The organism is Chryseobacterium sp. MYb328, from assembly GCF_037572595.1.
Taxonomy (GTDB): Bacteria; Bacteroidota; Bacteroidia; order Flavobacteriales; family Weeksellaceae; genus Chryseobacterium; species Chryseobacterium pennae.
The window spans coordinates 93,183-115,869 of the sequence record NZ_JBBGZQ010000008.1 but is presented as its reverse complement, the minus strand read 5'-3'; the positions used below and the strand labels follow the sequence as shown (position 1 = coordinate 115,869).

At 34.3% G+C, this 22,687-nt stretch carries 22 protein-coding genes; 13 read left to right on the top strand and 9 right to left on the bottom strand.

Annotated features, from left to right (window positions below; genetic code table 11):
• Nucleotides 1-214 precede the first annotated feature (214 nt).
• Nucleotides 215-1,471, bottom strand: a complete 1,257-nt coding sequence (locus WH267_RS10335; RefSeq protein ID WP_340007970.1) for a hypothetical protein — start codon at nucleotides 1,469-1,471, stop codon at nucleotides 215-217.
• A 1,280-nt stretch (nucleotides 1,472-2,751) separates the two neighbouring features.
• Here WH267_RS10335 and WH267_RS10330 point away from each other — a divergent pair.
• Both WH267_RS10330 and WH267_RS25140 read left to right on the top strand, forming a co-directional pair.
• Nucleotides 2,752-3,717, top strand: a complete 966-nt coding sequence (locus WH267_RS10330; RefSeq protein ID WP_340007969.1) for a helix-turn-helix domain-containing protein — start codon at nucleotides 2,752-2,754, stop codon at nucleotides 3,715-3,717.
• A gap of 320 nt (nucleotides 3,718-4,037) precedes the next feature.
• On the top strand, nucleotides 4,038-4,265 hold the full coding sequence (locus tag WH267_RS25140; protein ID WP_445223270.1) for a transposase: 228 nt from the start codon (nucleotides 4,038-4,040) through the stop codon (nucleotides 4,263-4,265).
• 123 nt (nucleotides 4,266-4,388) lie between these two features.
• Here WH267_RS25140 and WH267_RS10325 read toward each other — a convergent pair whose 3' ends face one another.
• Nucleotides 4,389-4,727 (bottom strand): winged helix-turn-helix transcriptional regulator, encoded by a 339-nt coding sequence (locus WH267_RS10325; protein ID WP_123318948.1) that lies wholly within the window; start codon nucleotides 4,725-4,727, stop codon nucleotides 4,389-4,391.
• Nucleotides 4,728-4,839: 112 nt separating this feature from the next.
• On the opposite strand from WH267_RS10325, the gene WH267_RS10320 reads away from it, so the two are divergent.
• Entirely contained in the window at nucleotides 4,840-5,595 is a 756-nt protein-coding gene (locus WH267_RS10320) for an SDR family NAD(P)-dependent oxidoreductase (RefSeq protein ID WP_340007965.1), read from the top strand.
• A gap of 85 nt (nucleotides 5,596-5,680) precedes the next feature.
• Here the strand turns inward: WH267_RS10320 and WH267_RS10315 are convergent, their stop codons facing one another.
• Nucleotides 5,681-6,136 (bottom strand): HRDC domain-containing protein, encoded by a 456-nt coding sequence (locus WH267_RS10315; protein WP_228438925.1) that lies wholly within the window; start codon nucleotides 6,134-6,136, stop codon nucleotides 5,681-5,683.
• 14 nt (nucleotides 6,137-6,150) lie between these two features.
• On the bottom strand, nucleotides 6,151-6,483 hold the full coding sequence (locus WH267_RS10310; RefSeq protein WP_115973346.1) for a single-stranded DNA-binding protein: 333 nt from the start codon (nucleotides 6,481-6,483) through the stop codon (nucleotides 6,151-6,153).
• 326 nt (nucleotides 6,484-6,809) lie between these two features.
• Between WH267_RS10310 and WH267_RS10305 the strand changes: the two genes are divergently transcribed.
• The 3 genes from WH267_RS10305 (at nucleotide 6,810) to WH267_RS10295 (ending at nucleotide 9,547) form a co-directional block, all read left to right on the top strand.
• Nucleotides 6,810-7,169: a helix-turn-helix transcriptional regulator gene (locus WH267_RS10305; RefSeq protein ID WP_115973345.1), complete on the top strand. Its 360-nt coding sequence runs from the start codon at nucleotides 6,810-6,812 to the stop codon at nucleotides 7,167-7,169.
• A gap of 268 nt (nucleotides 7,170-7,437) precedes the next feature.
• Entirely contained in the window at nucleotides 7,438-8,313 is an 876-nt protein-coding gene (locus WH267_RS10300) for an AraC family transcriptional regulator (protein WP_340007961.1), read from the top strand.
• 67 nt (nucleotides 8,314-8,380) lie between these two features.
• Nucleotides 8,381-9,547, top strand: a complete 1,167-nt coding sequence (locus tag WH267_RS10295) for an iron-containing alcohol dehydrogenase (RefSeq protein WP_340007959.1) — start codon at nucleotides 8,381-8,383, stop codon at nucleotides 9,545-9,547.
• Between the two features lie 90 nt (nucleotides 9,548-9,637).
• Here WH267_RS10295 and WH267_RS10290 read toward each other — a convergent pair whose 3' ends face one another.
• From WH267_RS10290 to pnuC, 3 genes are all read right to left on the bottom strand, one after another.
• Nucleotides 9,638-10,663, bottom strand: coding sequence for a methyltransferase (locus tag WH267_RS10290; RefSeq protein WP_340007957.1), 1,026 nt, complete (start codon nucleotides 10,661-10,663; stop codon nucleotides 9,638-9,640).
• A 280-nt stretch (nucleotides 10,664-10,943) separates the two neighbouring features.
• Entirely contained in the window at nucleotides 10,944-11,975 is a 1,032-nt protein-coding gene (locus WH267_RS10285) for a hypothetical protein (RefSeq protein WP_340007955.1), read from the bottom strand.
• A complete protein-coding gene (gene pnuC, locus WH267_RS10280; RefSeq protein WP_340007953.1) occupies nucleotides 11,962-12,558 on the bottom strand; it encodes a nicotinamide riboside transporter PnuC in 597 nt (198 codons plus the stop codon). The genes WH267_RS10285 and pnuC overlap by 14 nt, the downstream gene beginning before the upstream one ends.
• 380 nt (nucleotides 12,559-12,938) lie before the next feature.
• Between pnuC and WH267_RS10275 the strand changes: the two genes are divergently transcribed.
• The 7 genes from WH267_RS10275 (at nucleotide 12,939) to WH267_RS10245 (ending at nucleotide 17,605) form a co-directional block, all read left to right on the top strand.
• On the top strand, nucleotides 12,939-13,541 hold the full coding sequence (locus WH267_RS10275; protein WP_340007951.1) for an HPP family protein: 603 nt from the start codon (nucleotides 12,939-12,941) through the stop codon (nucleotides 13,539-13,541).
• Nucleotides 13,542-13,546: 5 nt separating this feature from the next.
• The gene (locus WH267_RS10270; protein WP_115973337.1) at nucleotides 13,547-13,891 is read left to right on the top strand and encodes a hypothetical protein; all 345 of its coding nucleotides are present in this window, start codon (nucleotides 13,547-13,549) and stop codon (nucleotides 13,889-13,891) included.
• 30 nt (nucleotides 13,892-13,921) lie between these two features.
• Nucleotides 13,922-14,830 carry a TIGR01777 family oxidoreductase gene (locus WH267_RS10265; RefSeq protein WP_340007948.1) on the top strand — a complete coding sequence of 303 codons (909 nt, stop codon included), beginning with the start codon at nucleotides 13,922-13,924 and terminating at the stop codon, nucleotides 14,828-14,830.
• Nucleotides 14,831-14,856: 26 nt separating this feature from the next.
• Entirely contained in the window at nucleotides 14,857-15,438 is a 582-nt protein-coding gene (nudK, locus tag WH267_RS10260) for a GDP-mannose pyrophosphatase NudK (RefSeq protein ID WP_340007947.1), read from the top strand.
• A 104-nt stretch (nucleotides 15,439-15,542) separates the two neighbouring features.
• Nucleotides 15,543-16,001: a DUF2750 domain-containing protein gene (locus tag WH267_RS10255; RefSeq protein ID WP_340007945.1), complete on the top strand. Its 459-nt coding sequence runs from the start codon at nucleotides 15,543-15,545 to the stop codon at nucleotides 15,999-16,001.
• An 11-nt stretch (nucleotides 16,002-16,012) separates the two neighbouring features.
• Nucleotides 16,013-16,654, top strand: coding sequence for a DUF2306 domain-containing protein (locus WH267_RS10250; RefSeq protein ID WP_340007943.1), 642 nt, complete (start codon nucleotides 16,013-16,015; stop codon nucleotides 16,652-16,654).
• Nucleotides 16,655-17,224: 570 nt separating this feature from the next.
• A complete protein-coding gene (locus tag WH267_RS10245) occupies nucleotides 17,225-17,605 on the top strand; it encodes a VOC family protein (RefSeq protein ID WP_340007941.1) in 381 nt (126 codons plus the stop codon).
• A gap of 73 nt (nucleotides 17,606-17,678) precedes the next feature.
• On the opposite strand, the gene WH267_RS10240 is transcribed toward WH267_RS10245, so the two are convergent.
• Both WH267_RS10240 and WH267_RS10235 read right to left on the bottom strand, forming a co-directional pair.
• Nucleotides 17,679-20,141 (bottom strand): SEL1-like repeat protein, encoded by a 2,463-nt coding sequence (locus WH267_RS10240; protein ID WP_340007940.1) that lies wholly within the window; start codon nucleotides 20,139-20,141, stop codon nucleotides 17,679-17,681.
• A 17-nt stretch (nucleotides 20,142-20,158) separates the two neighbouring features.
• A complete protein-coding gene (locus tag WH267_RS10235) occupies nucleotides 20,159-22,462 on the bottom strand; it encodes a tetratricopeptide repeat protein (protein ID WP_340007938.1) in 2,304 nt (767 codons plus the stop codon).
• Nucleotides 22,463-22,687: the final 225 nt, after the last annotated feature.

Here is a 22,687-nt window from a genome sequence, read left to right as displayed (position 1 = left end):
TAAATTCTAAAAAAATCATATTTCAGCAGCTTGCTCCAACCTAATAGAGCATGAGTATCCAAATTTTTTAGTGTATACATTTTATTTATTTCATCTTTAGAACAGCCCATAAAATTACAGATACGAGATATTTCTATCTCGTTTTCTGCAACCATATTTCAATTAATTGTCCTATATAAATATCTTTAAAATCTATTATATAATAAATAGTAGGCTAAGGAGCTGTTACCTGCTCTATTTTTATAAAGACTTTTGTAGAATTAGGGATTGAAGATCCACTAGTAGGGGCACCAGCCATTATGAATGCAGAGTATTCTACTTTTGAATCACTGCTATCATCAATCCAGGAATACCTTCTATATTCAGGACCGCCATTCGACGCATCTAATATCCCTTCATTTCCCCAGTAAGAACCTGCAAACCAATTATTTGACTCTCTAAAACCACCCCATACTCCGACAGGAATCACAGATGCATTTCCAGCAGAGCCAACATAGCCTCCATATTCTGTTCCGTTATTCCAATATAATGTTTTTGAAGTTCCCGAATTATTATATATCTGAACATTTGGTCTTACATTGGTTGTACCACTTGTAGTATTCCACCACACTCTTATTCTGTATTTTCCATCCGGAGTCTGGAGAGGAACACTATATCCGCTTCCATCATTATTTGAAGGAAATGCCATAATCGCTACACTTTTGATATCTGCAGTAGTTTGATTAACAATTGTTGCACTACAAGATTGTGCAGCAAGAAGGAAAGGAATAAGAGAATTATTCATTGGAACTGTCATATCTGAAGTATTGGTAGGTGTTCCGGTAACAGAAAATACCAATTCTCCATTGCCAAATTCTAATCTTCCGGATCTAAGAGTAAAAACCAAACCATTCACTGTTACAGAACTTCCTGACTGATATGCGCCACCATTTCCTCCGGTATACGAAACTTTCAGGTTACCTGTATACGGTACATTTGCAACCCAAGATGATGGGGATAAAGCAGCAGATGAGCAAGCCAAGCTTTTAATGGTAGGTGAAACTACTGTTGAGTTATCCAATGACCGCCATTCGCTTCCATTCCAAAATACATATCCAACATAAGTAAAACCGGGATTGGTTCCCAAATTATAAACTAATAATCCGGTAGCAGGGTTTGAAATAGTTGTAGAATCTGTTGTGGATGTTAAAATTACACGGGGAGCAATAAATCCTTTATTGGATGAGGTCAAATCCAAGATAGCACTTCCATTCGGCATCCCGCCAATTCCCGTAGCCCCAGTATTGGTAACTATAAAATCATCAGCTAATTGTGCTGCAGTTGGTATCCCCGTAACAGGATTTGTTCTTGCAACAGTAGATTTTCCATCAATATTAAATACTCCTTGAGGATTGGCAGTATTAATACCTACCTGACCAAATGCAAAAGATGACGAAATAATCAGAGATATTAAAATAATTTTTTTTTTCATTGTTTTGTATTTTTACTTAAATTGAGTTTTAGATACCTTAGAATTAACTATGAAATCATTAGTTAATTTTTTTTTTACAGTCAGTATATTGTCATAGCATTTGTTATTATAGCACTGATTTTTTGTCAATCCTGAATATTCTTTAGGATCAATAGTACTAATACCTACTTAATCAAATGCCAAATTATAAGAAAATAACTAAAGAGATTGAAACAATTCTTTTTTCATTGTGTAACTTATTTAAATTGAGTTTTAAATACTTTAAAAGAGGTAATGGTGACTAAAAACTTGTTTAAACTTTTATTTTTCTGAGGAATAAAATAGAGAAAGCAATGTAATGCAAAGCTCTCCAATTCATTACAAGAAGTTTCAAAGTGTATTAATAATGATTTAAAACTATCCAGCTAGGCATTTGCTTTCGCTATTTTGAATCTTCTTTTGTATAATTCATCATCAAAATAATAATCACGTTCCATTATTTCTTTATTTCTAAGAATTAATTTTAACATTTGCTATAATTTATTTACGTTCAAAGAATTGTCTTTCTATTTCATATAAATCATGATGCTCTCCACTTTTTGGGGTTCCCATTGAAAGCATTTGTCCCTGATTATCACAGAGAAAGACAATATTAGTCGTTTTACGCTTCTTCCTACCTTGATAATCAACCGCTTCTCCTCACATTCTACTTCTGGTATGACTTCCATCAAGCTGGAGACTTGACAGGTCTAAAGCCCTCTTGTTACTGCACAAAAGATGAATCCAAATTCTCCTGAAAGAACCATCCTTGCTCCATTTATTGAAATAATAATAGATGTTTTGTCAGCTTATTTTTTCTCTTCCAAAATATTCTTTCAAACTCAATTCCCGCCATTGGCAACCTGTTTTAAATCGTTTTATTATTAGATACACAACCTTGGTTAAATCAAATTTTGTGGCACCCCCGTTTCCCTCTGCTTAAATGAGGTAAAATCCATTTCTCTATTTTATCTTTGCTTATGAATTCCAGATTGTCAGTTGTTTAAATTGCAATTCAAAATTGCTAATTTTCTCGGAGCTCTTTTTATCTCTAAATAAGTTTAAACAACTTCTAATATATATATTTACCTTTGTACGATAATAAATGACTATTTATTGTTTGCGGGGCAAAATTAGAGAATATTAAATGTAAAAAAAAGCTCAGTATAAGTGAAATACTATAAAATGACTTAACTTATTAATTCAATACTAATCAACCACTTATCCTTATCAAATTTAATAAATGAGTATATGAAGCTGCTATGATGAAAAATAACAATAATAATAAAGGTGTCGAAATTGAGAGGAGAAATCTAGCCCGTGATTATCTAAGATTAATGCTGCTATTTTTTTTTATCTACATATTATTATACAAATTTTATATTAAAAATGATTTTATAAGTATCTACAGTTTAGTGGGGCTTGCTATAACAGCCATCTTATATTTGATTACTTTCAGAGTAGAAAGTATTGATAAATATGTAAGAGTATATTTATTTTTAGCACCAGTCTACTCTTCTTTTTTCCTTTTTATATTCTGGAAATATTCCATTATGAGTATGGCATGGTATATTCCTGTACCCTTAGGAGCTTATGTCCTATTCGGAAAGAGAGAAGCTTATATCTATGCCTGCTATGTGACTTTGCTAGTAACGGCTGTTATTCTTTCTGAAGTTATTTTTGGTTACAATGGTAGAATTTATTCCAGAAACAAAATTATAATTTCTGATATTTTAGTTTTTATGGCAAATCTTATGGTTATTGTCCTACTTTTATATTATCGGGAAAAAATCAAGGATATTGAAACCTTAAATATTATGGAATTGCTAAATATAAAAAGCCAAGACAAAAAAAAAGCAACAAGAGGTATTCTGGATGTGTCCATGCTTGAAGCATTATTTGAAAATATTGAAATTGAAATTGAAAGCCAAGAATTATACCGTGATCCGGATTTTACTTTATCTAAACTTTCATCTGTATTAAATGTAAACCCCATTTATATTTCTAAAGCAATACACCATAAAAATTATAACAACTTCAATTTCTACATAAATACTCTCAGAATCAATCATGTAAAAGAACTGATCAACAAAATGGATTTGCAAAAAGTGACTATGCTCTATGTTTATTCAGAGGCTGGTTTTTCTAATCAATCAACATTTAATAGAGTTTTTAAACAGATTGAAGGAGTATCTCCAACTGAATATATTAATTCTATTAATCATTAGGCTTTATTCTGTTGAACTAATCTTTAAAAAGGCTGAAAAAAACCAATCCTCTTTATAAGATATCTTACAAATCATCAATAAAATGGTCCATATTTTTATATTTTCAGTCAGCATAATATTTATATATTCCAATCCTGCCTATTACAAAAAGATAATTGTTTATTTTTGAAAATGGATTTATTCCATTCATATAAGTTGTTTAAAGTAGAATGAATGAGTAACTTCAAAAAAGGTGTATCATTCTTTCAAAAAAAAGTTTTGTTAAGCAAAGAGATTTGCCCATATTTATCATTAGGCGTAAAGAAAAATAACGCAAAAGATTGCTAGAGCAGGTTGTAGAAGATATTCTCTACCGTTTAAAAACACTTTGGCAATGGCGGAAACTTCCCACAAGGCAATTTTTTGAAGTCCAGTATAGCTGGAACAGTGTTTATCAGCATTTTGCACGCTGGAGCAGGAACGGAAGTTGGGAAAATATAAAACAAAAGCTCTTAGAAAAGCGCAAAAGTACGGAATTGCAGGGAATTTTACATAGCATTAAAAATTAAAGAAATGACCTTTACTATTTTTACGGTGATAGAACCTGGTTATTAAAAAAATAAGATGTAATTTGTCTCAATCTGAAGTTTCGTCTATCAGTATTTTAAAGATATCAATTATAAGGTTCTGAATTAATCTTTGATTTCTTCTCTGTGCTGATATCCCCAGCTAATCATAATATTAATCAGTTCACGAAGGCTTTCAGCATAGGGAGTCACTGAATATTCCGTCATAATAGGTTTTGTATCGAGAACCTTTCGGGTAATAAGTTTATTAAGCTCCAATTCACGTAATTCTTTAGATAAAATCCTCGGACTAATATCAATCATTTTAGATAGTTCACCAAAACGTTTGCTCCCTGTAGTCACTAAGGCACCCAAAATGACAAGCTTCCATTTTCCCCCTATAACATACAGAGTATCCTGGATTGCTAAATAGGCATTATCACAAGGTTTTTTCTCAATATTCATATATACACTTACATTTTTGTAACCACTATCATAGAGGTAACCTATAACAAAAATACAAATTTAGCCCCATAATTTTGTACCTCTATTAAATAACAATATTATGAGTAAAACAATGAACAAGACAATAGTGATTATAGGAGCCGGGCCAGGGATTGGATTAGAAACAGCCAGATATTTTGGCCATCATGGATATCTGGTAGGTTTGATGAGTAGAAACCAGGAAAAACTTAACCTTATAAAAGCTGAACTTGAGCTAGAAGGAATATCTGTATTCAATGAAACAATTGACGCTAATACTCCTGAATCTATATCCGGCTCTATAAAAAAATTAACAGAGAAATTAGGAAATCGTCTGGATGTTGTTTTGTATAATGTTCCTGGGCCTTTGGGAGCAGAGTCTTATGTTCCCATAACGGATTTATCTATTGATTTATTAAAAACTTATTTGAATACAAGAGTTTTAAGCGCTTTGGAAACTGCCAAAACAACCATTCCTTATCTTTTACAAACCAGCGGAGCTCTATTATTTACAAGTGGGCAGTCAGATAGAACTGCCTATCCTTTTACTTCTGCTATGGGAGTCCCTCAAGCAGCTTTGAGAATGCTTACTACCCATTTGCATAATGAATTCGCAGAAAAAAATATTTTTGTGGGTTATATCCCCATTGACAACCCTCCTCTATATTCTGATTCTGAAAAAGAAAGCAGCAGATCAGATCTTCCTTTAGGCTTTGAATTGGAAAACCGAACAGAAGCAACACATATAGCCAAAGAGCTATTTAACTTATCTACGAAAAGAGACAATTTAGAATTAAGGATTGAACCAACTTCACTTGATCAAAAAAACTCTCAAGCAAATAAAAACTAAGAATAAACTTTTGATTTTGAATAGCAAAAGCTGTTGAAGATTACTTCTACAGCTTTTGTTCTTTAGTATTAATTGTTCCTAAAAATCAGACACTTTCAAGGATTTCCAGTATTTCTTCGCCATAATTTTCAATCTTATGCTTTCCGAATCCTTTGATCTCCAATAGTTCTTCTTTTTTGGCAGGTTTATACTTGGCTACAGACATCAGTTCTTTATTACTTGCAATGAAGTAGCTTGGCAGATTTTGTTCCCTGGCTTTCTCCGACCTCCAAAGTTTCAGGGCATTGAGAATTTGTTCTTCATCGGGATTCAGGAAATCATTATCCGCAGAGTATTTAATAACCTTTGGTTCTTTCACTGTATTTTTCACTACTTTAAGTTCTTCAAAATACAGAATCACAGACCAATAACATTCATCGTTTACAAAAGCGGTTTCCACTTTTATAATCTCATTGCCTTCCAGAAAATCATCAAGCATTTTCTGATCTTTGTAGAGAAATTCTTCAGGAAGCCTGATCTTAAAAACTTTTACTTTCATCATTTGAGTTTTTAGAATTATTTACCTCCCAGCAACAGGATCTCATCTACTCGAATTTCCGTAATGTAACGCTTTACACCATCCTTATCATCGTAAGATCTGTAGGTAAGCTTACCTTCAATCGCAATCTCTTTTCCTTTGGGAACATACTTTTCCATAATTTCTGCAACTTTCCCGAAAGCAATCAGATTGTGCCATTGTGTTTCTTCCACTTTTTCACCTTTAGCATTAGTGTAATGATCGCTGGTAGCTAAAGATACATTTGCTTTTACGCTTCCGTTTTCGAAGTTTACCATTTCAACTTCTTTACCTGTGTAACCAATTAATGTTACTTTGTTTCTTAGTGACATAACTTTTAGATTTAATGATTAGTATTTTAGATAAGAGACGTTCACTGTTTTCTCAAATCTCTGTTGCAAAGGTTGCGATCTCACCAAGACTCAGTCGGTTATAAACTATTTAAATTCGTTTGTAATCGTTTGTAATCGGATAATAAAGATTAAAAATGTTTAGTAATATTCACTTCTCATGGTAAAAAATATTAATATAGTTTTAAAATAAAAAGGAATGATATGAACTTACTCAGGAATTATAGATTTTATTTTTGTTAATAAAAATTTTAAAAACCTCTCTATTTTATACGTTATTTTTTTGCAAATTTGTAAAAACGTCTAATATGCAAAAAGAAAAACTACGTACAGTAAGAAAAAGGAAAGGTTATACCCAACAGCAAGTTGCTGATGCTATTGCTACAGATGTTTCAAATTATAGCAGAAAAGAAAGCGGAGCTGTAAAAATTATACAAGCTGAATGGGATAAGCTGGCGAAATTTCTTGAAGTGCCGGTTGAGGAAATTTATGAAGAGGATGAAGTTAATATTAACATTGACCATCCTGTGTTTAATGATCAGGCACAAGGTAATATGGGGAACAACATTAATGCTACTATTAATAATGAATTAAGCATCGAAATCATTAAAAGCTTACAGGAGTATATCAGTCTGTTAAAAGAAGAGGTTGCAAGACTAAAAAAATAAAAACTGTGTAATACAACTATAATTATCATTAAAAGATATAAAAGTCAGAATGGAATTTTTCTATTTTGGCTTTTCTTTTTTAAACAATAGTGCCTTTAGATTTGGAAAAGGATTTGGTTGATTATCCTTGTCAAGGTTGAAACTCAGCATCAAAATCAATCTTTGAATACAGATGATTGTTATAAGGGGTTATTTTATTCTGATTTAAATTATTTTTGCAATCTGTTTTATACAGCAAAAGTTTTTTGATAATAAAAGAAATGAATATATGAGGACGTTAGAAATTAAAAAGAATATTCAAAAGGAAGAGGATAAAAATCTTTCTTTCCGGGTTTTTGATTTAACAAATGACTATTTGCAAGATTATGATAAGCCACACAAGAAAGATCATTTTTTTATAATTGTTATTGAAAGCGGGACTTTACAGTTACATATTGAGGATAAGGTTCATTTTTTGAAACCAGGGAAAATTTCTGTAGTTTTTCCGGAGCAGGTACATTTTATTTCTGATATAAGCAATGACCTGAAAGGGAAAATAATTCTGTTTGAAGAAGTATTATTCTGTTCAGATATTTTGAAAAACGAACTGAGTACTTATAATGTAAACCTTTCCACACAACTTCATTGTACCATTTTATCTTCAGAAGACTTTCAGCAAAGTTTATATACAATCTCTATCATCAAGGGAATTTATCAATATCCAAGCCTTATCAAAAAGGAGCAGGCGAGATTTCATATCAAAATTTTTCTGTTAGGCTTAATTGAATCTGTTCACGGATTGCATCCTATTCTTCATAAAGAAACAGCTGACAAGCCTATTTATGTTCGTTTTAAAAAATTATTGAACGAACATTACAAACAATACAGAACGGTTCAGTATTATGCTGATGAACTGAATATTACGACAAAAAAGTTAAATTCAGTTACAAAAAAACATTGTGGGGAAACAGCTATTCAGACCATTCATAACCGGATTTTAATAGAGATTAAACGACAATTGATGTTTTCAGATCTTTCTCATAAAGAAATTGCATTTGACCTTGGCTTCAATTCTCCTTCTGCTCTCAACAAATTTGTAAAAGCAAAACTGAAGGAAACTCCTACTGCTCTTCAACAGGAATTGGCGCAAATGTATAACACATAATCTTGTTTGTATAACATGGTCCTTTTGGGCTTTTCTAATTTTGTCTCATTAAAATCAAACAAAAAAAATGAGCAAATTATTCATTGCAGGAGAGGTTTTCCATGGTGCCGGAAGCCTTTCAGAATTAACAAATATTAAGGGTAAAAAAGCAGTAATCGTAACGGGAGGAAGCTCTATGAGAAAAAGCGGGACTCTTGATAAAGCGATTGCTTACCTTACAGAAGTAGGAATCGAAACTCAAATTTTCGAAGGTGTAGAGGAAGATCCATCATCAGCAACTTGCATGAAAGGTGCTGAAATCATGAAAACATTTGAGCCGGATTGGGTAATCGGTTTAGGAGGCTGTTCTGCCATTGATGCCGCAAAAATCATGTGGGTATTTTATGAATATCCTGATGCTGATTTTGATGCCATGATTAAGCCGTTCACCGTTCCTGTTTTAAGAAATAAGGCAAAATTTATTGCCATCCCTTCTACAAGCGGTACAGGAACTGAAACAACAGGTCTTGCCGTAATTACAGACAGGGAAAAAGGCGTAAAATATCCAATCGTTTCTTATGAATTAACTCCGGATATTGCTATTGTAGACGGAGAAATCTGTGCTTCAATGCCTGCCCATGTAACTTCTAACACTGGTCTTGATGCATTGACACACTGTGTGGAAGCTTTTGTATCCAACATTGATAATAATATTGCAGATGCGCTTTCAAAAGGAGGTCTTGAGATTGTTTTCAATAATTTAAAAGAGGCCGTAGAAAATCCAAACAATATTACAGCCCGTCAGAATATGCATGACGCTTCCTTTATGGCAGGTTTAGCATTCAACAACGCTTGGTTGGGAATTGTTCACTCTTTATCTCACCAGGTTGGAGCACTGTATGGAATTCCTCATGGTGCTTCCAATGCCATTTTCCTTCCGAATGTTATCCGTTATAATGCGCAGGCAACAGAACGCTATCCTGATTTAGCAAGAGTAATCGGTAAAGAAACCGCTGAAGATCTTGCACAGGCTATTGAGACGCTGCGTTTAGAAGTTAATAATCAATCAGCAATTAAAGAATTCGGGATTTCAAGAGAAGACTGGGATAAAAACATTGATTATATCACCGCTAATGCGCTTGCAGATCCATGTACAGGATTCAATCCAAGAGTTCCTTCATTAGATGAATTAAAGGCTATTTATAATGCTTGTTATGAAGGTCTTGTATATACTGAAGAATTGGTTGCAGGATAGTTAATTTTATATTTAAATTTTAGCATAAAAACAGGAAGTCCAATAAACTTCCTGTTTTTTTATGCATTAGGTTCTTTACCTAAGTCCTTTTTAAATTTTCTCACATTCAATGATGCTTTTCGCTTCTGTACCAATCTGAACAAGCCTGTTGAATTGTAATCCAGATTTTTCCAATAGCACTTTAAATTCACTCAATGTCCTTTCTCTGCCGGTAAGGCAAGCCAGCATCACAATATCCAAAAGTTTGGCAATATGAGGCTGATTCAAAGAGTCATCAGGAATAACAGCATCTATAATCAATAGTTTTGCTCCTTTTGGCATTGCTTCATAGCAAACTTTTAAAATCTGAACACATTCATCATCACTCCAATCATGGATAATCCATTTCATTGTGTATAAATCTGCTCCTTCCGGAACTTTTTCAAAAAAACTACCGATGGCAACAGAACATCTTTCTTTTAAATCTTGGGGGATAAGTTCTGTAGTTTTTTGAATTACATTCTCTTCATCAAAGATAATTCCGGAACTACCGGGTGCCGCATTCAGGATTGTATACATCATTACTCCATTTCCCCCACCTATATCCACTATTTTTTTATAAGGGTTGAAATCATAATTTTCCATAATTCCCTTTAACTCTGTTCCAGACATTCCGGTCATCCCTTTTCCAAAATTCTCACCTATTTCCGGATATTGTTTATAGTAATCCCAAAGAGGTAGTCCATGGATATGATCAAAAGGAATTTTGCCTGTCTGAACACCGTAGGTAAGTTCACCATAAGCGGGAAAATGTTCGTTCATAATAGTGAGTACAAAATTCTTGGCTGTTCCGGGAACATCAGTCTGTAAAGCTGCTCCAAAGTCATTTAATGCAAAGGTTTGGTTTTCTGATTCCTCAAAAATACCAACGCTGCTTAATGCTCTCATAATCCGATACAGTGCTTTTTCATTGGATTGAGTTTCTTTTGCCAGTGAAGAAATTGTTTTGGAACCATCTGCTAAATGGTCTGCAATGTTTAATTCTGCAGCAGTCTTTACACAGCCGGCCAGCCATACACCTCCTAATACTTCAAACATTTTTAAAGTAAATTCCGGTTTTACGGGTTGTTTTTTCATAGTCATCGTTTTTTGATTTGAATTTAAGTTAAAATATTATAATTCAATACCATGTGAAATTATAAATTTTATTCTCAAAAAATAGATATTTAAATAAAAAAAATAAGACATTAAAATGATTTTAATAAAATTTATTTAGATACACCTTAAACACCTCTAGATTTATTTCTATTTAAATAATGAGGTTAGATGCAAGACTAGAATTGTAAGCTCCTTTAATGTTCATTGCTTCAGTCAAATTACAGCAAAGAAAAAAGAAACTAAACTTAAAAAAACCGTTTTACTGAGCAGTAAGGTCAAATTTGTTTTCCCTCCTAAAATTAGAATGCTGTGTTGCTGTAAAATAATCACAAAAAACCTGATACACTGTAGAATCTGTATGACTTGCCTTTATTCCTAACTGAAAATAAATATCCAGAATCTGATGTGATAAACTTTCCACTACATCTGACGAATAATTGTGAATTTCCTCTTGTTTTTCAAAAGAAATGGTTGCAAAATCATTGAGCAAAGATTCAATTTCATTGGCAAATTCAATTATTATTTCCATCTCTTTCTCTATTTTTTCATGGAAAGAATGTAAGTCAAGATGAGGTCGGATTTTAATCGCTTCTTCTGAAAAATGAGAGGCCATTCCCAAATAATTAACCAGTAAAGTTAAATCAGCAAAAATCCTAAATGGAATTTTATCTAAGACATCATCCGTAAAAAATTCATCATAAATAAAACTGTAATCTTCCGAAATTTTCACATTCTCAACTTTAAAAGAGTATGTTCCGGTTGCTTTCATACCCATTGATTTCCAATTCGGAATGATTTCAGCTTTATTTTTTGAAATAACAAATGATCTTATCATTTCGAAACCCGATTCATCAAGCAAAGGTTCTCCTTTTTCTGTCAGTTTAGCATTTAAAGTAAAATGACTTAGATGCGGTGCTCCTGTTGCAAAATGCCAAAGTCCGTTCATTAAAAAAGTTCCATCGGCTTGCTTTTCTGCCGTTCCGCCAATCATTCCGCTTCCGCCGAAGCAGGTTTTAGAATCGAAAAAAAGCTCTTTAGCAATTTCTGATTTTAAATTTCTTGAGAAAAAATTGGCTCCTGAACATAAAGTCAGCATCCAACCCAAACTTCCATCGATTTTTGACCAGTCAAACAAAACAGATAGCCCTTCTCTTAAACGAAATCCCAATCCGCCATACATTTCAGGAACCCAGATCTGGAGCAGTCTTTCCTTATGAATCTGATTGATTACCGATTGCGGAACTTCAGAGGCTCCGTGCATTTTTTCTCTTATTTCCTTATGCAAAAGCATTTTTCTTGTTTTTAATGATTTTTCGCCACTCCAGATAACCTGAAATAGCAACAATGAATAAGAAAGCGGTCAGAATTGAATATAAATAAAGACCTTTATGGATTAGCAGCGGAATCGCAATAATATTGCTTATATTCAGTAAAATCCAGTTTTCAATTTTTCTGCGTGCCATCAACCACATTCCTGCCCAGGCAAAAGCACTTACCAAAGAATCCAAAACCGGAACGTCAGAATCGGTAAAGTTTGTCAGAAAAACCCAGAAAAGACAGAATGTTCCAATTACAATTCCTGAGGTAATCAGTTTTTCCTGATGGGTAGTTTCAGAAATAGCCGTTTCGGTTTTTCGTTTCCCGAATTTCCAATACAACCATCCATAAATGCTCATCACTAAATAGTAGAGATTTAAGGTAAATTCCGCATAAAGTTTAGCGAAAAACATTACATATAGTGAAAGTAAAATCCCGGCAATCCCGAAAAGATAGGTATTGGAATTGTTTTTCCGTGCCAATAAGACCTGAACTACTGAAAAGAAGACTCCAAGCCACTCCTGCCATGTTGTCTGTTGTAAAATTTCCTGCATCAAATTAACTTACATAAATTAAATGATGAGATGATCAATCAAAAAAATCCCTACGTCGGCATTATCCGAATCAGGTGTGGAAAAATTTCCCGGGTATCATCTCAGCCGCTATTGCAGCACCCCATTGAGGACACAAATTTGATGTTTTTTAGCGACAATAAAAAATAATTCAGCTATTCTTTTACCACAAAAGAAACAAAAGATCTTTCGTATGACTTAGATTTTGAAAAGAAAACATAAATTCAGATTTTGCAGATTTTAAAAACTGCCCGTATCTTAATACGATCCATTTACAAACGGATAATTCTGTATCTTTGCTTTATTAAAAATATCCAACCGGTTTTTTGTAATAATTAACTATCAAATAAAGCAGGCCAATCTCAATGAAGAAGACAATAAAAAGAACGTTCAGAGTCTCAAAGTATGTAATCTATAAAGAAACCTTGGTTGATTACAAGGAGCATTTCTGGTCATTCTTGGGTGCTTTTTTCGGAATTGGACTGATTGCTTTTATGCAGTCCCATTCTTTAGCACAAACAGAAAATATATTTCTGATTGGTTCGTTTGGGGCATCCAGTGTTCTTATTTACGGAGCTATTCAAAGTCCGCTGGCCCAGCCAAGAAACTTGGTGGGTGGACATGTGCTTTCTGCATTAGTTGGAGTTACAGTTTATCAATTTGTTCCGGATATCATATGGCTTTCGGCTCCATTGGCTGTAGCTTTTTCAATTGTACTGATGCAGTACACAAAAACCCTGCACCCACCAGGTGGGGCAACAGCTCTTATTGCGGTAAGTTCTACCGGAAAAATTCCGGAATTAGGATATTGGTATGTTATCTCCCCGGTTCTTTCGGGGTGTATTATCCTGCTGCTTGTGGCTTTATTCTTTAACAATATAACGCCAAACAGAAGTTATCCTTCACACAGCAGTTTTATGAGATTGCTAAGGAAAAAACATGCTCATGGACACAAAGTGAAAAATTAAAAGTTATGAATTGCCTGGAATGTGGTGAAAAAATTATCGGAAGGTCTGATAAAAAATTCTGCAATGATGCCTGCCGAAACGCCTATAACAATAAGCAGAACAAGGATTCTACGAACCTGATGCGAAATATCAATAATAAGCTCCGCAAGAATTACAGGATTCTTACGGAAGTAAATATTGATGGCAAAACAAAAGTTGCCAGATCCAAATTGGAAAGTCTGGGATTTGATTTCGATTATTTCACCAATCTGAAAATTTATAAAAACGGCTCTGAATATAAGTTTATTTATGATTACGGTTACAAAATTTTAGAAGAAGACTTTGTTTTGATTGTTAAAAATCAAGCATAAATATACCTCAACACCACAAAATATATCCCTATGAAAGAAGTTGTTTTGATTACCGGAGCAAACGGTCTGATTGCAAAAGAACTGGCAAAAAAAATAAGCAATGAATACGATGTAAGATTTCTTACCCGGAAAAAAAGGCAGGCAAACGAATATGAATGGGATCTGAGAAAAGGAACCATTGATGAAGCAGCCTTCGAAAATGTCTCACATATCATTCACCTGGCTGGCGCTAATATTTCAGAAAAGCGATGGACAGCGGAAAGAAAAAAAGAACTGATTTCCAGCAGAGTGGATTCTGCCACGTTATTACGAAATACTTTAAGAAAAAGGGAGATTAAACTAAAATCTTTTATTTCTGCCTCAGGAATCAATTTTTACGGAACCAATACTACAGAAAAAATATATTCTGAAAATGACCCTCCCGGACATGATTTCCTTAGTGAGGTTGTGGTTCTGTGGGAACGTGCTGCCGATCATTTTAAGGAACAAAACCTTGCGGAAAGAGTGGTCAAAATCCGTACAGCGGTTGTTCTTTCTGAAAAGGAAGGGGCTCTAAAGAAAATGCTTCCTCCAATACAATATGGTATTGGTTCTGCTTTGGGAACGGGAAACCAGTATATGCCATGGATTCATATTGAAGATATTTGCTCCATTTATGAGCTGGCCTTAAAAAACAATACCCTTCACGGCGCTTATAATGCAGTATCCCCCCAGCACACTACCAATGCAGAGCTGACAAAGAAGATTGCTGAGGTTTTAAAGAAACCTTTATTCATGCCGAATGTTCCTGCTTTTGTTTTAAAGATGCTATTTGGTGAACTGTCAAGTGCTATATTGGAAGGTTCCAGAGCTTCTTCATACAAAATTCAGAATACAGGTTTTCAATTTAAATTTCCGGATCTGAAAGATGCCTTAAAAGATCTATTAAAGACTCCATAATTCATAAAAAGAATTCAAACAACAATATGCAAAATCCTAATATTACTATTTTAAAAACAGATATTTTATCAGATAACTGGTATACTTTAAACAAGGTCACTTTCACCGTTCGCAAAAAAGACGGAACTAATGAAACCCAAAGCAGAGAAGCCTATGACCGTGGAAACGGAGCTGTTATTTTGCTTTACAACAAAATTTCAAATTCTGTTATTCTGACCAGACAATTCAGATTACCTACCTATATTAACGGAAATTCTTCCGGAATGCTTATTGAAGCCTGTGCTGGTCTTTTGGATAATGATAATCCTGAAGACTGCATCAAAAGAGAAACAGAAGAGGAAACAGGCTATAAAATTTCTAAGGTTGAAAAGGTATTTGAAGCCTATATGTCACCCGGTTCTGTAACGGAAATTCTTCATTTTTTCATCGCTGAATATTCCAATGATATGAAGATTACCGATGGTGGCGGTCTTGAAGAGGAAGGAGAGCAGATTGAAGTGTTGGAATTAACTTTTGATGAAGCGTTGACCATGATGGATTCCGGAGAAATCAAAGATGCAAAAACGATTATGCTGTTACAGCATTTGAGGATAAAGGGAATTTTATAACGCTATATTTGCAATTAGCCACTCTTAATCTATCCATTAATTCTGATCTCTATATTCCAGGAAATCATTATATCTTTAATAATATTAATTTAAATTAAACACCAATGCTCCAGGACCAAATTACCCTACAGAACCGTTATAAAGATTTCATTAAAAAAGTAAGTGAAACAGAGACCGTTTATGGCTTAAAAGATGACAGAGGATATGCTACCTCCTATTCGAATGATCAGGAATATGAAGACGGTGAGCCTGTGAAAATCATTTGTTTCTGGTCTGATGCCGCAAGGGCGAAATCGTGTCTGGGCAAGGAATGGAACCGCTATGAAGCCACTCCTATTCCACTCAATGAATTTCTAGAAAACTGGTGCCTGGGAATGAACAGTGATGGTTTACTTGTGGGTGCTAATTTTGACAGCAATCTTTTTGGCTATGAAGCTGAACCTTTAGAGCTTGCTCTCGAAATCATTGAGGAACTTAAGAAAAACGGAAAGTCTTTGATGCTAAGAAAATTCGAAGACCTTGAAGATATGGAAAATCAGATCAAAGAGGTATTAAAGGACTAAGAAACAGATTCATGACAAAATCGTTGGGAATAAAGACTGCTAAAGTGATCGCAGTGTTTTCGGTTTTTATTTTCAGTATTCTGATGCTGAAAGTGATCTCCCAATATACATCTTTTGATAAAACCGTGGGATTTCTTGCATTTAAACAGCAAGTAGTTAATAATCCTTATTGGATAACCTTTTTCTACATCCATATTTTTTCGATAACACTTTGTCTTTTGGCTGGTTTAACTCAATTTTCACCTCAATTCCTTAGAGAAAACAGGAGTTTACATAAAACGATCGGAAAGGTTTATGTTTACAATATCCTTATCATTAATGTTCCCGCATGCTTTGTATTGGGATTATTTTCAAACGGCGGATTAATAGGAATTACAGGATTCCTGACTCAGGATATTCTTTGGGCTTATTTTACGATAGCTGCTGTACTTTCTATTAAAAAAAGAAATATTATCAGGCATAAAAACTTTATGATTTTAAGTTATGCCGTGACAACAACTGCTATTACTTTCAGAATCATTAAGAATCTGTTTTATAATGAAAAGCTTCATGATTATGAGCTGTTCTATGGTATCAATGTATGGCTCGCTCTTGTTATTAACCTATTGATTGCCTATTACTTTCTTAAAAGAAGACCTCTTCACTATCGCTGAAAACTGACATTCGTAAAGAAAATATAAAAACTCAGAAAGGAGATCAGAAAAAAAGCTCCTGTAAAGATTAAAATATTAAGCAATTTTCTATACCTGTGGTTTTGAGTCCATCGGTTACAAAAGCGCATCACTACATAAGAAATCCCTCCAAAAATGCCAATTACAAAAAGGAAAAATAAAAAGACGATAAGGTAAATCCAATCAAAATGCATGTATATTTTTTTAATTAATTATCTGGAAAAATCAAGAGTGCCCAGGAAAATAAAAACGCTGATGTATGACAATAGGAGAAATGATATGATGAATATGATTGTATTAAAAATCACTTTATACTTGTGATCTTTAGTCCAGCGGTTACAAAAGTTCATGATAAGAAAGGAAATTACTCCAAAAACAGCAACAACAAAAAGAAAGAAAAAATAGATCATGGTTATACTATTAATATTGTAAAGCTATTATTTTTAAAATTAAAAAGACATACAAAACACAAATATCCCCAATTTCAGCTATAAATAACACTAATCTGACATCTAAGAATTGTGAAAGAATTAGTATTAAAAACAAAAAACCATGAAGATCAATAACATAGACCACATTGTATTAACCGTAGCAGATATCGATACAACAATAGAATTCTATACCGAAATCATGGGATTTGAAGTGGTAACCTTTGGAGATAACCGAAAGGCTCTTACTTTTGGAAATCAAAAGATTAACCTGCATCAAAAAGACCATGAATTTGAGCCTAAAGCAGAAATGCCGACCCCGGGTTCTGCTGATCTTTGCTTTATTGCCCAAACGGATATTCATGAGGTAATGGAAGAATTGAAACAGAAAAACATAGACATCATTGAGGGTATTGTAGACCGTACAGGAGCTATAGGGAAGATAAAATCTGTTTATTTCCGTGATCCGGACCAAAACCTCATTGAAGTGAGCAACTATTCTTAGGTTAATAACCGCAAATACACCAATAAAATGATTCTACGTTAGGCTATAAACCTATGTTTGTTAAAACTTACGATCATATTTCCATTTCGTTATCCTCTCCAAACTTTTTCCAATACTGGTACTTTTCTGGGTCAGCAAAGTCCGGATCTTCTTTATAGAAATATAAAAGTCTTCTCAAAGCTGTATTATAATGGGCATGCTCCAAAGATTTTTCATAGTGTCTGATTGCTTTTTTAGGGCTTATTTTCACCCCTAATCCTTCGTCATACATAATACCGTAATAAATATCGGAATATGTACTTTGAGTATCTTTTTTCAAATAGCGATGAAGGTTGGCATAATCACCTTTCTGGTAATAGATTTCGGCGAAGTTTTCATCGTTATAATAGAACTTTTTTTCTGCCTGTTTATAATAATCCAGTGCCAAATCATAATCCTGTAATACATATTCACCATAAAAATACAGAAGCCCAAGGTTCTGCAATGCCAAACCGTCTCCTAATTCTGCAGATTTTCTGAAACATTTTAAAGCCTTTTTAATATCCTGAGGATATCCTACTCCACTCTGATGATGATAACCCAGATTATTCCATGCAATGGCATGATTCTTAGAAGCTGCTTTTTCATACAAGGCAAGCCCCTTCTCCAGATCATAATACTCAGGATACTCATTGTGAACATAAATATATCCAAGTTCCACCATCATATCTGTGTTTCTGCGACTCACTCCTATTTCATACAACCTCACAGCTTCTTCAATTTTACCTTCTTCAATATATTCTTCAGCCCTCGACAGCAGGGTTGCATCATCAAAATGTTCCTCATAACCAGATCCCTTCTGTTCAGTCCAAGCCTTATAAAAATCCAGAAAATATTTTTGATCTTTTCCACGAAGGTTATATCTTCTTTCATACAAAGTTCCCAGCTGATGATCAGAAACTTTATGCAGCTTTCTTTCAGTATCAAGAATAAACATTTCAGAGCCTTTATAAAGGCACAGCATCTGTTCATTATAATCTATTCCTTCACCGATATAGTCATAAAAATAGCTTCGGGTTTCCGTTTCCTGGTCAAAATAGAACATCCCGTTTAAAGTGGTTACCCGGAAAATCTCTTCCCTGCAAGATTCTATTTTTTTATATTCTTTGGATGAAGGGAGCAGCCAACGGTCTTCCGCAGCATTATACAAGCCCCAGCCACTTTCATCAGATAACACAAATACATCTTTCATAAACTGGGTATACCAATCTCTGTGAATATTTTCAATGGTATGTTCTTTTAACCTGTATTCACCGGATTTTATATCATAAATATACCATTGCCTAGCTTTCTTATAAGCAAAAGAAGTATAGTCGCCATTCAGAATCATCATGGTATCTGCTTCGGTATCCAGAAGAGTTCCATCAGCTTTTATAATGCTGATTTTTTTCTGAAATTTATTTGGTTTAGCCCAATAATATCCTTCTCCAATTTCTCCCAGAACATCCTCAGGATATTCACCAAGAAAAATGCCTTCAAATGTATAAAAGGCTCTTTTGGAAGTTCCTTTCAGTGAACGATAAATCAATTCTGAATAATCAAACTCAAAAGGTTCATCAAAACCTTCTTCAATGATGAGTTTATTGGATGCGTCAATGAGATGATACTTCCCTTCTTTTTTAGCATTAAAAAGATAGGCATGTCTTAACATTTCAAGCTCTTCATATTCACAGGGGATCACGATTTCTCCGGTATCAATATTGACAAGTCCGCATAGATGATCAATTTCTATAATCCCATAATGCTTATTGTCTATAAAAAAAGAATCAAAAGCATCATCGTAGATGCATTCAACAAGTACTTTACCATCGTTTCTCAGGTATCCGTACTTGCCGTTTTTTTGTGCTACTGCAATCCCCTCTTCACTAAAGGCAAATATTTCTTCGTAAACAGGCAGCGCTATGATATTTCCCTTTTTGTCTTTCAATCCCCAAAGACCATTATCTTCAAATGGCTCCGAAATGTCTTTATACAAATCTTCATTCCAGTAGCCAAGCCCATAATCAATCCAGTCTGTTTCCAGCATCTCTAAAAAGGAACCATATCCCCTTCTGGCTACAATCTCTTTTTCCAGCCAGCCCAGATTCTGCTTAGACATTGCTTTATCATATAGCCTACTTTTTTCCTTAATTTCCAGCACCCAGTTTTTGGCCTGATCAGAGTGTTTTTCTTCACTCATATTGAAAACATCCCATCCGTTGATCATAAAGGAATCATAAGGAAGATCATCCAACATCCCAAACATTTTGTTGACCGGTTCATAATAGGCTTTTTTGTAAAGCAACTGAAAGTGCTCCCCCAACAATTGATAGAATGATTTCAGCCTTGCTACTCCATCTATTTTATCAAAGTACAGGAGTTTTCCTTTTGATCTTGGTTCGCAGGAGAATAAAGGAAGAAGTAATTCCGGGATTTCATAATTCCATTCTCCCAAATAGTGTGAATACTGGTCTCCTGTTTTGGAGTCTACATTATATACGTAAAGACGATGCGCCATTTTTTACCCTTTAATGATTAAAATCCGAATTTAGAAAACAGTCCCGGTTTTTTCCATGAAGCTTTATATTCATCTGCAATAGGGTCATAATCTGCCACTGAACGTACCTGATCCAATATCGCATGAGCTTCTTTTACATTTCCAGCGTGATACAGGACAACTGCTTTTGACAGCTCAACACTTTCCACAAGATCGTCATAGCCCCATTCTTCAGCATTGTAGATGACAGTGAATCTTTCAGCAAGAGCTAGGGTTTGATCTTTATTATTCAACTTTTCATAAACCCTCACTCCATAGCTTAGCCAAAGTACATATTCTTCAGGATCCATTGCCGATTCACAATCTGCATCATACTGACTGAATACAGAGGCAGCTTCCTGGTAATTTCCCTGGAGAAAATCACTTTTTACCATCATATAAATGGTCTTGGCTCTATCAAAAGCATCTAAAAGGAATTCTTTTTTATTCTCAAGATATCTTTTCGCTGCCAACGCTACTCTTCCATAGCTTTCTTCCTCGTTATAAATCTGCATCAGGGCAAACTGAGGATTAGCTTCCCCTGGAAAGCGCATTGCTACTTGTTCATAATATGATTTTCGAGTATTTAAATCCTGATTATCCAGATGTTGAAATAAAATTCCTTCCAATATATTTTTACCAGCTTCCAGGTCTCTGTAGTTGTCATCTTCAAGTTCCGGATTCTCTATGGTGTACTGATAAATAGAGGTAAGGACTTCTTGTGCTTCTCTTTGAACATCACTTGAACCCATAACTTCATGAAGCTGAATCTGCCGTGCTCTATAGTACAGAGTTTTAGAACAATAATCGTCGGATCCGCCATAAAGACTGAAATAGTTATTCAATGCTTCTTCAGCCCGTTTATGATCCCCTCCATCCATCAAAGCATCAATCAAGGTCAGGTGAAGTTCCATAAATTCTGAATAGGTAAGCCCTTCAGATGCTGTTGCAGCAGCAGCCTTATAATCTCCCAATACCCAATATTTAATGGCTAAATTATTACAACACATTGCTCTGGTATGCAGATCGTTGTGATAGTCACTTTCAAACCGATCTTCTTCAAAATATTTTCTGAATGCTTCATAGGCCTGCTCATATACAATACGACCCACTTCATGCCATTTCAGTTTATCATTTTCATCTTCTAATGCATCTATACATTCGTTCAGATAAACCCCTTCATTGTAAATGTCTGCGGGATAATCAGAAAATACTGGGATATTGGATAATACCGTTCCATTCAAAAGATATTCTGAATCTGCTCTTCTCCTCCAGGCCGTAGCATCGGATGATAGTTGCACTGCTTTTTCTAATAAAGGAATTGCTTCGGCATAGCGTTCGTTTTCATATAGGAATGTCCCTGCAAAATGATATCCTGAGAACAGTGCCGGATGGGAATTGATAACTTCAAGAGCATGATGGTAATAAAAATCTGCAGAAACGTTTAACAGATCATTATAATTTCTTTCAATAATTAACTGATAATAGAAAACATCAGGATTATTATTATATCCGTTTCTAATCAGTTCAGCAAAGCGTTGATGCCATTCTACCAGTTTTTCATGAATGTGAACTGCCGAATTTTCTCCTTTGATGGCTTTCAACATCATTTTTAATGAAAGATCCGGTGCGTTATTTTCAAATGCAATATCAGCAAGGTTGATAAAATCATATTCGTTTCTGCTTACAAAAGTAATATGCTCCTTATCAATAAGGCCTGTAAGTTCCTCTCCAGAAACTATTTTTGTATGGTCTAGTAAATAAATCTTTCTGATCCAGTACAGCGAGGTGTTTTTGTCCCTGATCTCCCGGTTATCAGCATGTGCTTTTTTAGAATAATACATTGCAGCTTCAAGACTATTCAAAAGTGCTTTATTTTCTTCCAGAGATTCATATATTTTAACCAAGAAATCATAGCCATATCCTACACAGTCCGGATCCTCCAGCATTCGTTCCGCATATCCTATAAACTCCGCCTTATTTTCCTGGGTGATATGCTTTTTCGTTCTGGCGATCTGCATCAGGGCATATTCATTTCCTAACGGGTAATTCAGGATGTTGTACAGCGCTTTCTCACTGTTGGGGTTAATTTGCAGGATTCTGCGTAAGTAAGGAATAACATAGTCTCTTATGGCATCATAAACTGCTTCATGCCCTTCATAATAAACAATGTCGTGATAAGCTACTGCCATTAAAAATAATACTTCTTCGTCTTCGGGATGAGATAACAAGTATTGTTCTCCTTCTATAATACACTGGTCCAAATCTCCTCTGTAAAACAGCTGTTCTAAATTGTCGTACATTATTAATATTTTGTTCTATAATTCAATCATTACGTTTCCTTTCTTCCTCAAGAGAATCAGGATTTATAATATGGGGAGGTGCAAAATATAAAAAAGAAAAAGAAAAACAAGTGACGCCCCCTATAAATACCGGAAACCGGGGAGTAAATTATTATGTTTTATGAACGGATTTGAAATTTTAAACTTTAATTTTAGACCGAAATAAAAAGTATGGATTCTTCAATC

Excerpts from the sequence above, each read along its gene's own strand:
- WH267_RS10275 (WP_340007951.1), top strand. The coding sequence starts at position 12,939 with ATGAAGAAGACAATAAAAAGAACGTTCAGAGTCTCAAAGTATGTAATC.
- WH267_RS10310 (WP_115973346.1), bottom strand. The coding sequence starts at position 6,483 with ATGTCACTAAGAAACAAAGTAACATTAATTGGTTACACAGGTAAAGAA.
- WH267_RS10315 (WP_228438925.1), bottom strand. The coding sequence starts at position 6,136 with ATGATGAAAGTAAAAGTTTTTAAGATCAGGCTTCCTGAAGAATTTCTC.
- WH267_RS10320 (WP_340007965.1), top strand. The coding sequence starts at position 4,840 with ATGAACAAGACAATAGTGATTATAGGAGCCGGGCCAGGGATTGGATTA.
- nudK (WP_340007947.1), top strand. The coding sequence starts at position 14,857 with ATGCAAAATCCTAATATTACTATTTTAAAAACAGATATTTTATCAGAT.
- WH267_RS10265 (WP_340007948.1), top strand. The coding sequence starts at position 13,922 with ATGAAAGAAGTTGTTTTGATTACCGGAGCAAACGGTCTGATTGCAAAA.
- WH267_RS10240 (WP_340007940.1), bottom strand. The coding sequence starts at position 20,141 with ATGGCGCATCGTCTTTACGTATATAATGTAGACTCCAAAACAGGAGAC.
- WH267_RS10335 (WP_340007970.1), bottom strand. The coding sequence starts at position 1,471 with ATGAAAAAAAAAATTATTTTAATATCTCTGATTATTTCGTCATCTTTT.
- WH267_RS10330 (WP_340007969.1), top strand. The coding sequence starts at position 2,752 with ATGATGAAAAATAACAATAATAATAAAGGTGTCGAAATTGAGAGGAGA.
- WH267_RS10285 (WP_340007955.1), bottom strand. The coding sequence starts at position 11,975 with ATGCTTTTGCATAAGGAAATAAGAGAAAAAATGCACGGAGCCTCTGAA.
- WH267_RS10255 (WP_340007945.1), top strand. The coding sequence starts at position 15,543 with ATGCTCCAGGACCAAATTACCCTACAGAACCGTTATAAAGATTTCATT.
- WH267_RS10290 (WP_340007957.1), bottom strand. The coding sequence starts at position 10,663 with ATGAAAAAACAACCCGTAAAACCGGAATTTACTTTAAAAATGTTTGAA.
- WH267_RS10305 (WP_115973345.1), top strand. The coding sequence starts at position 6,810 with ATGCAAAAAGAAAAACTACGTACAGTAAGAAAAAGGAAAGGTTATACC.
- WH267_RS10325 (WP_123318948.1), bottom strand. The coding sequence starts at position 4,727 with ATGAATATTGAGAAAAAACCTTGTGATAATGCCTATTTAGCAATCCAG.
- WH267_RS10250 (WP_340007943.1), top strand. The coding sequence starts at position 16,013 with ATGACAAAATCGTTGGGAATAAAGACTGCTAAAGTGATCGCAGTGTTT.
- WH267_RS10235 (WP_340007938.1), bottom strand. The coding sequence starts at position 22,462 with ATGTACGACAATTTAGAACAGCTGTTTTACAGAGGAGATTTGGACCAG.
- WH267_RS10245 (WP_340007941.1), top strand. The coding sequence starts at position 17,225 with ATGAAGATCAATAACATAGACCACATTGTATTAACCGTAGCAGATATC.
- WH267_RS10295 (WP_340007959.1), top strand. The coding sequence starts at position 8,381 with ATGAGCAAATTATTCATTGCAGGAGAGGTTTTCCATGGTGCCGGAAGC.
- WH267_RS10300 (WP_340007961.1), top strand. The coding sequence starts at position 7,438 with ATGAGGACGTTAGAAATTAAAAAGAATATTCAAAAGGAAGAGGATAAA.
- WH267_RS10270 (WP_115973337.1), top strand. The coding sequence starts at position 13,547 with ATGAATTGCCTGGAATGTGGTGAAAAAATTATCGGAAGGTCTGATAAA.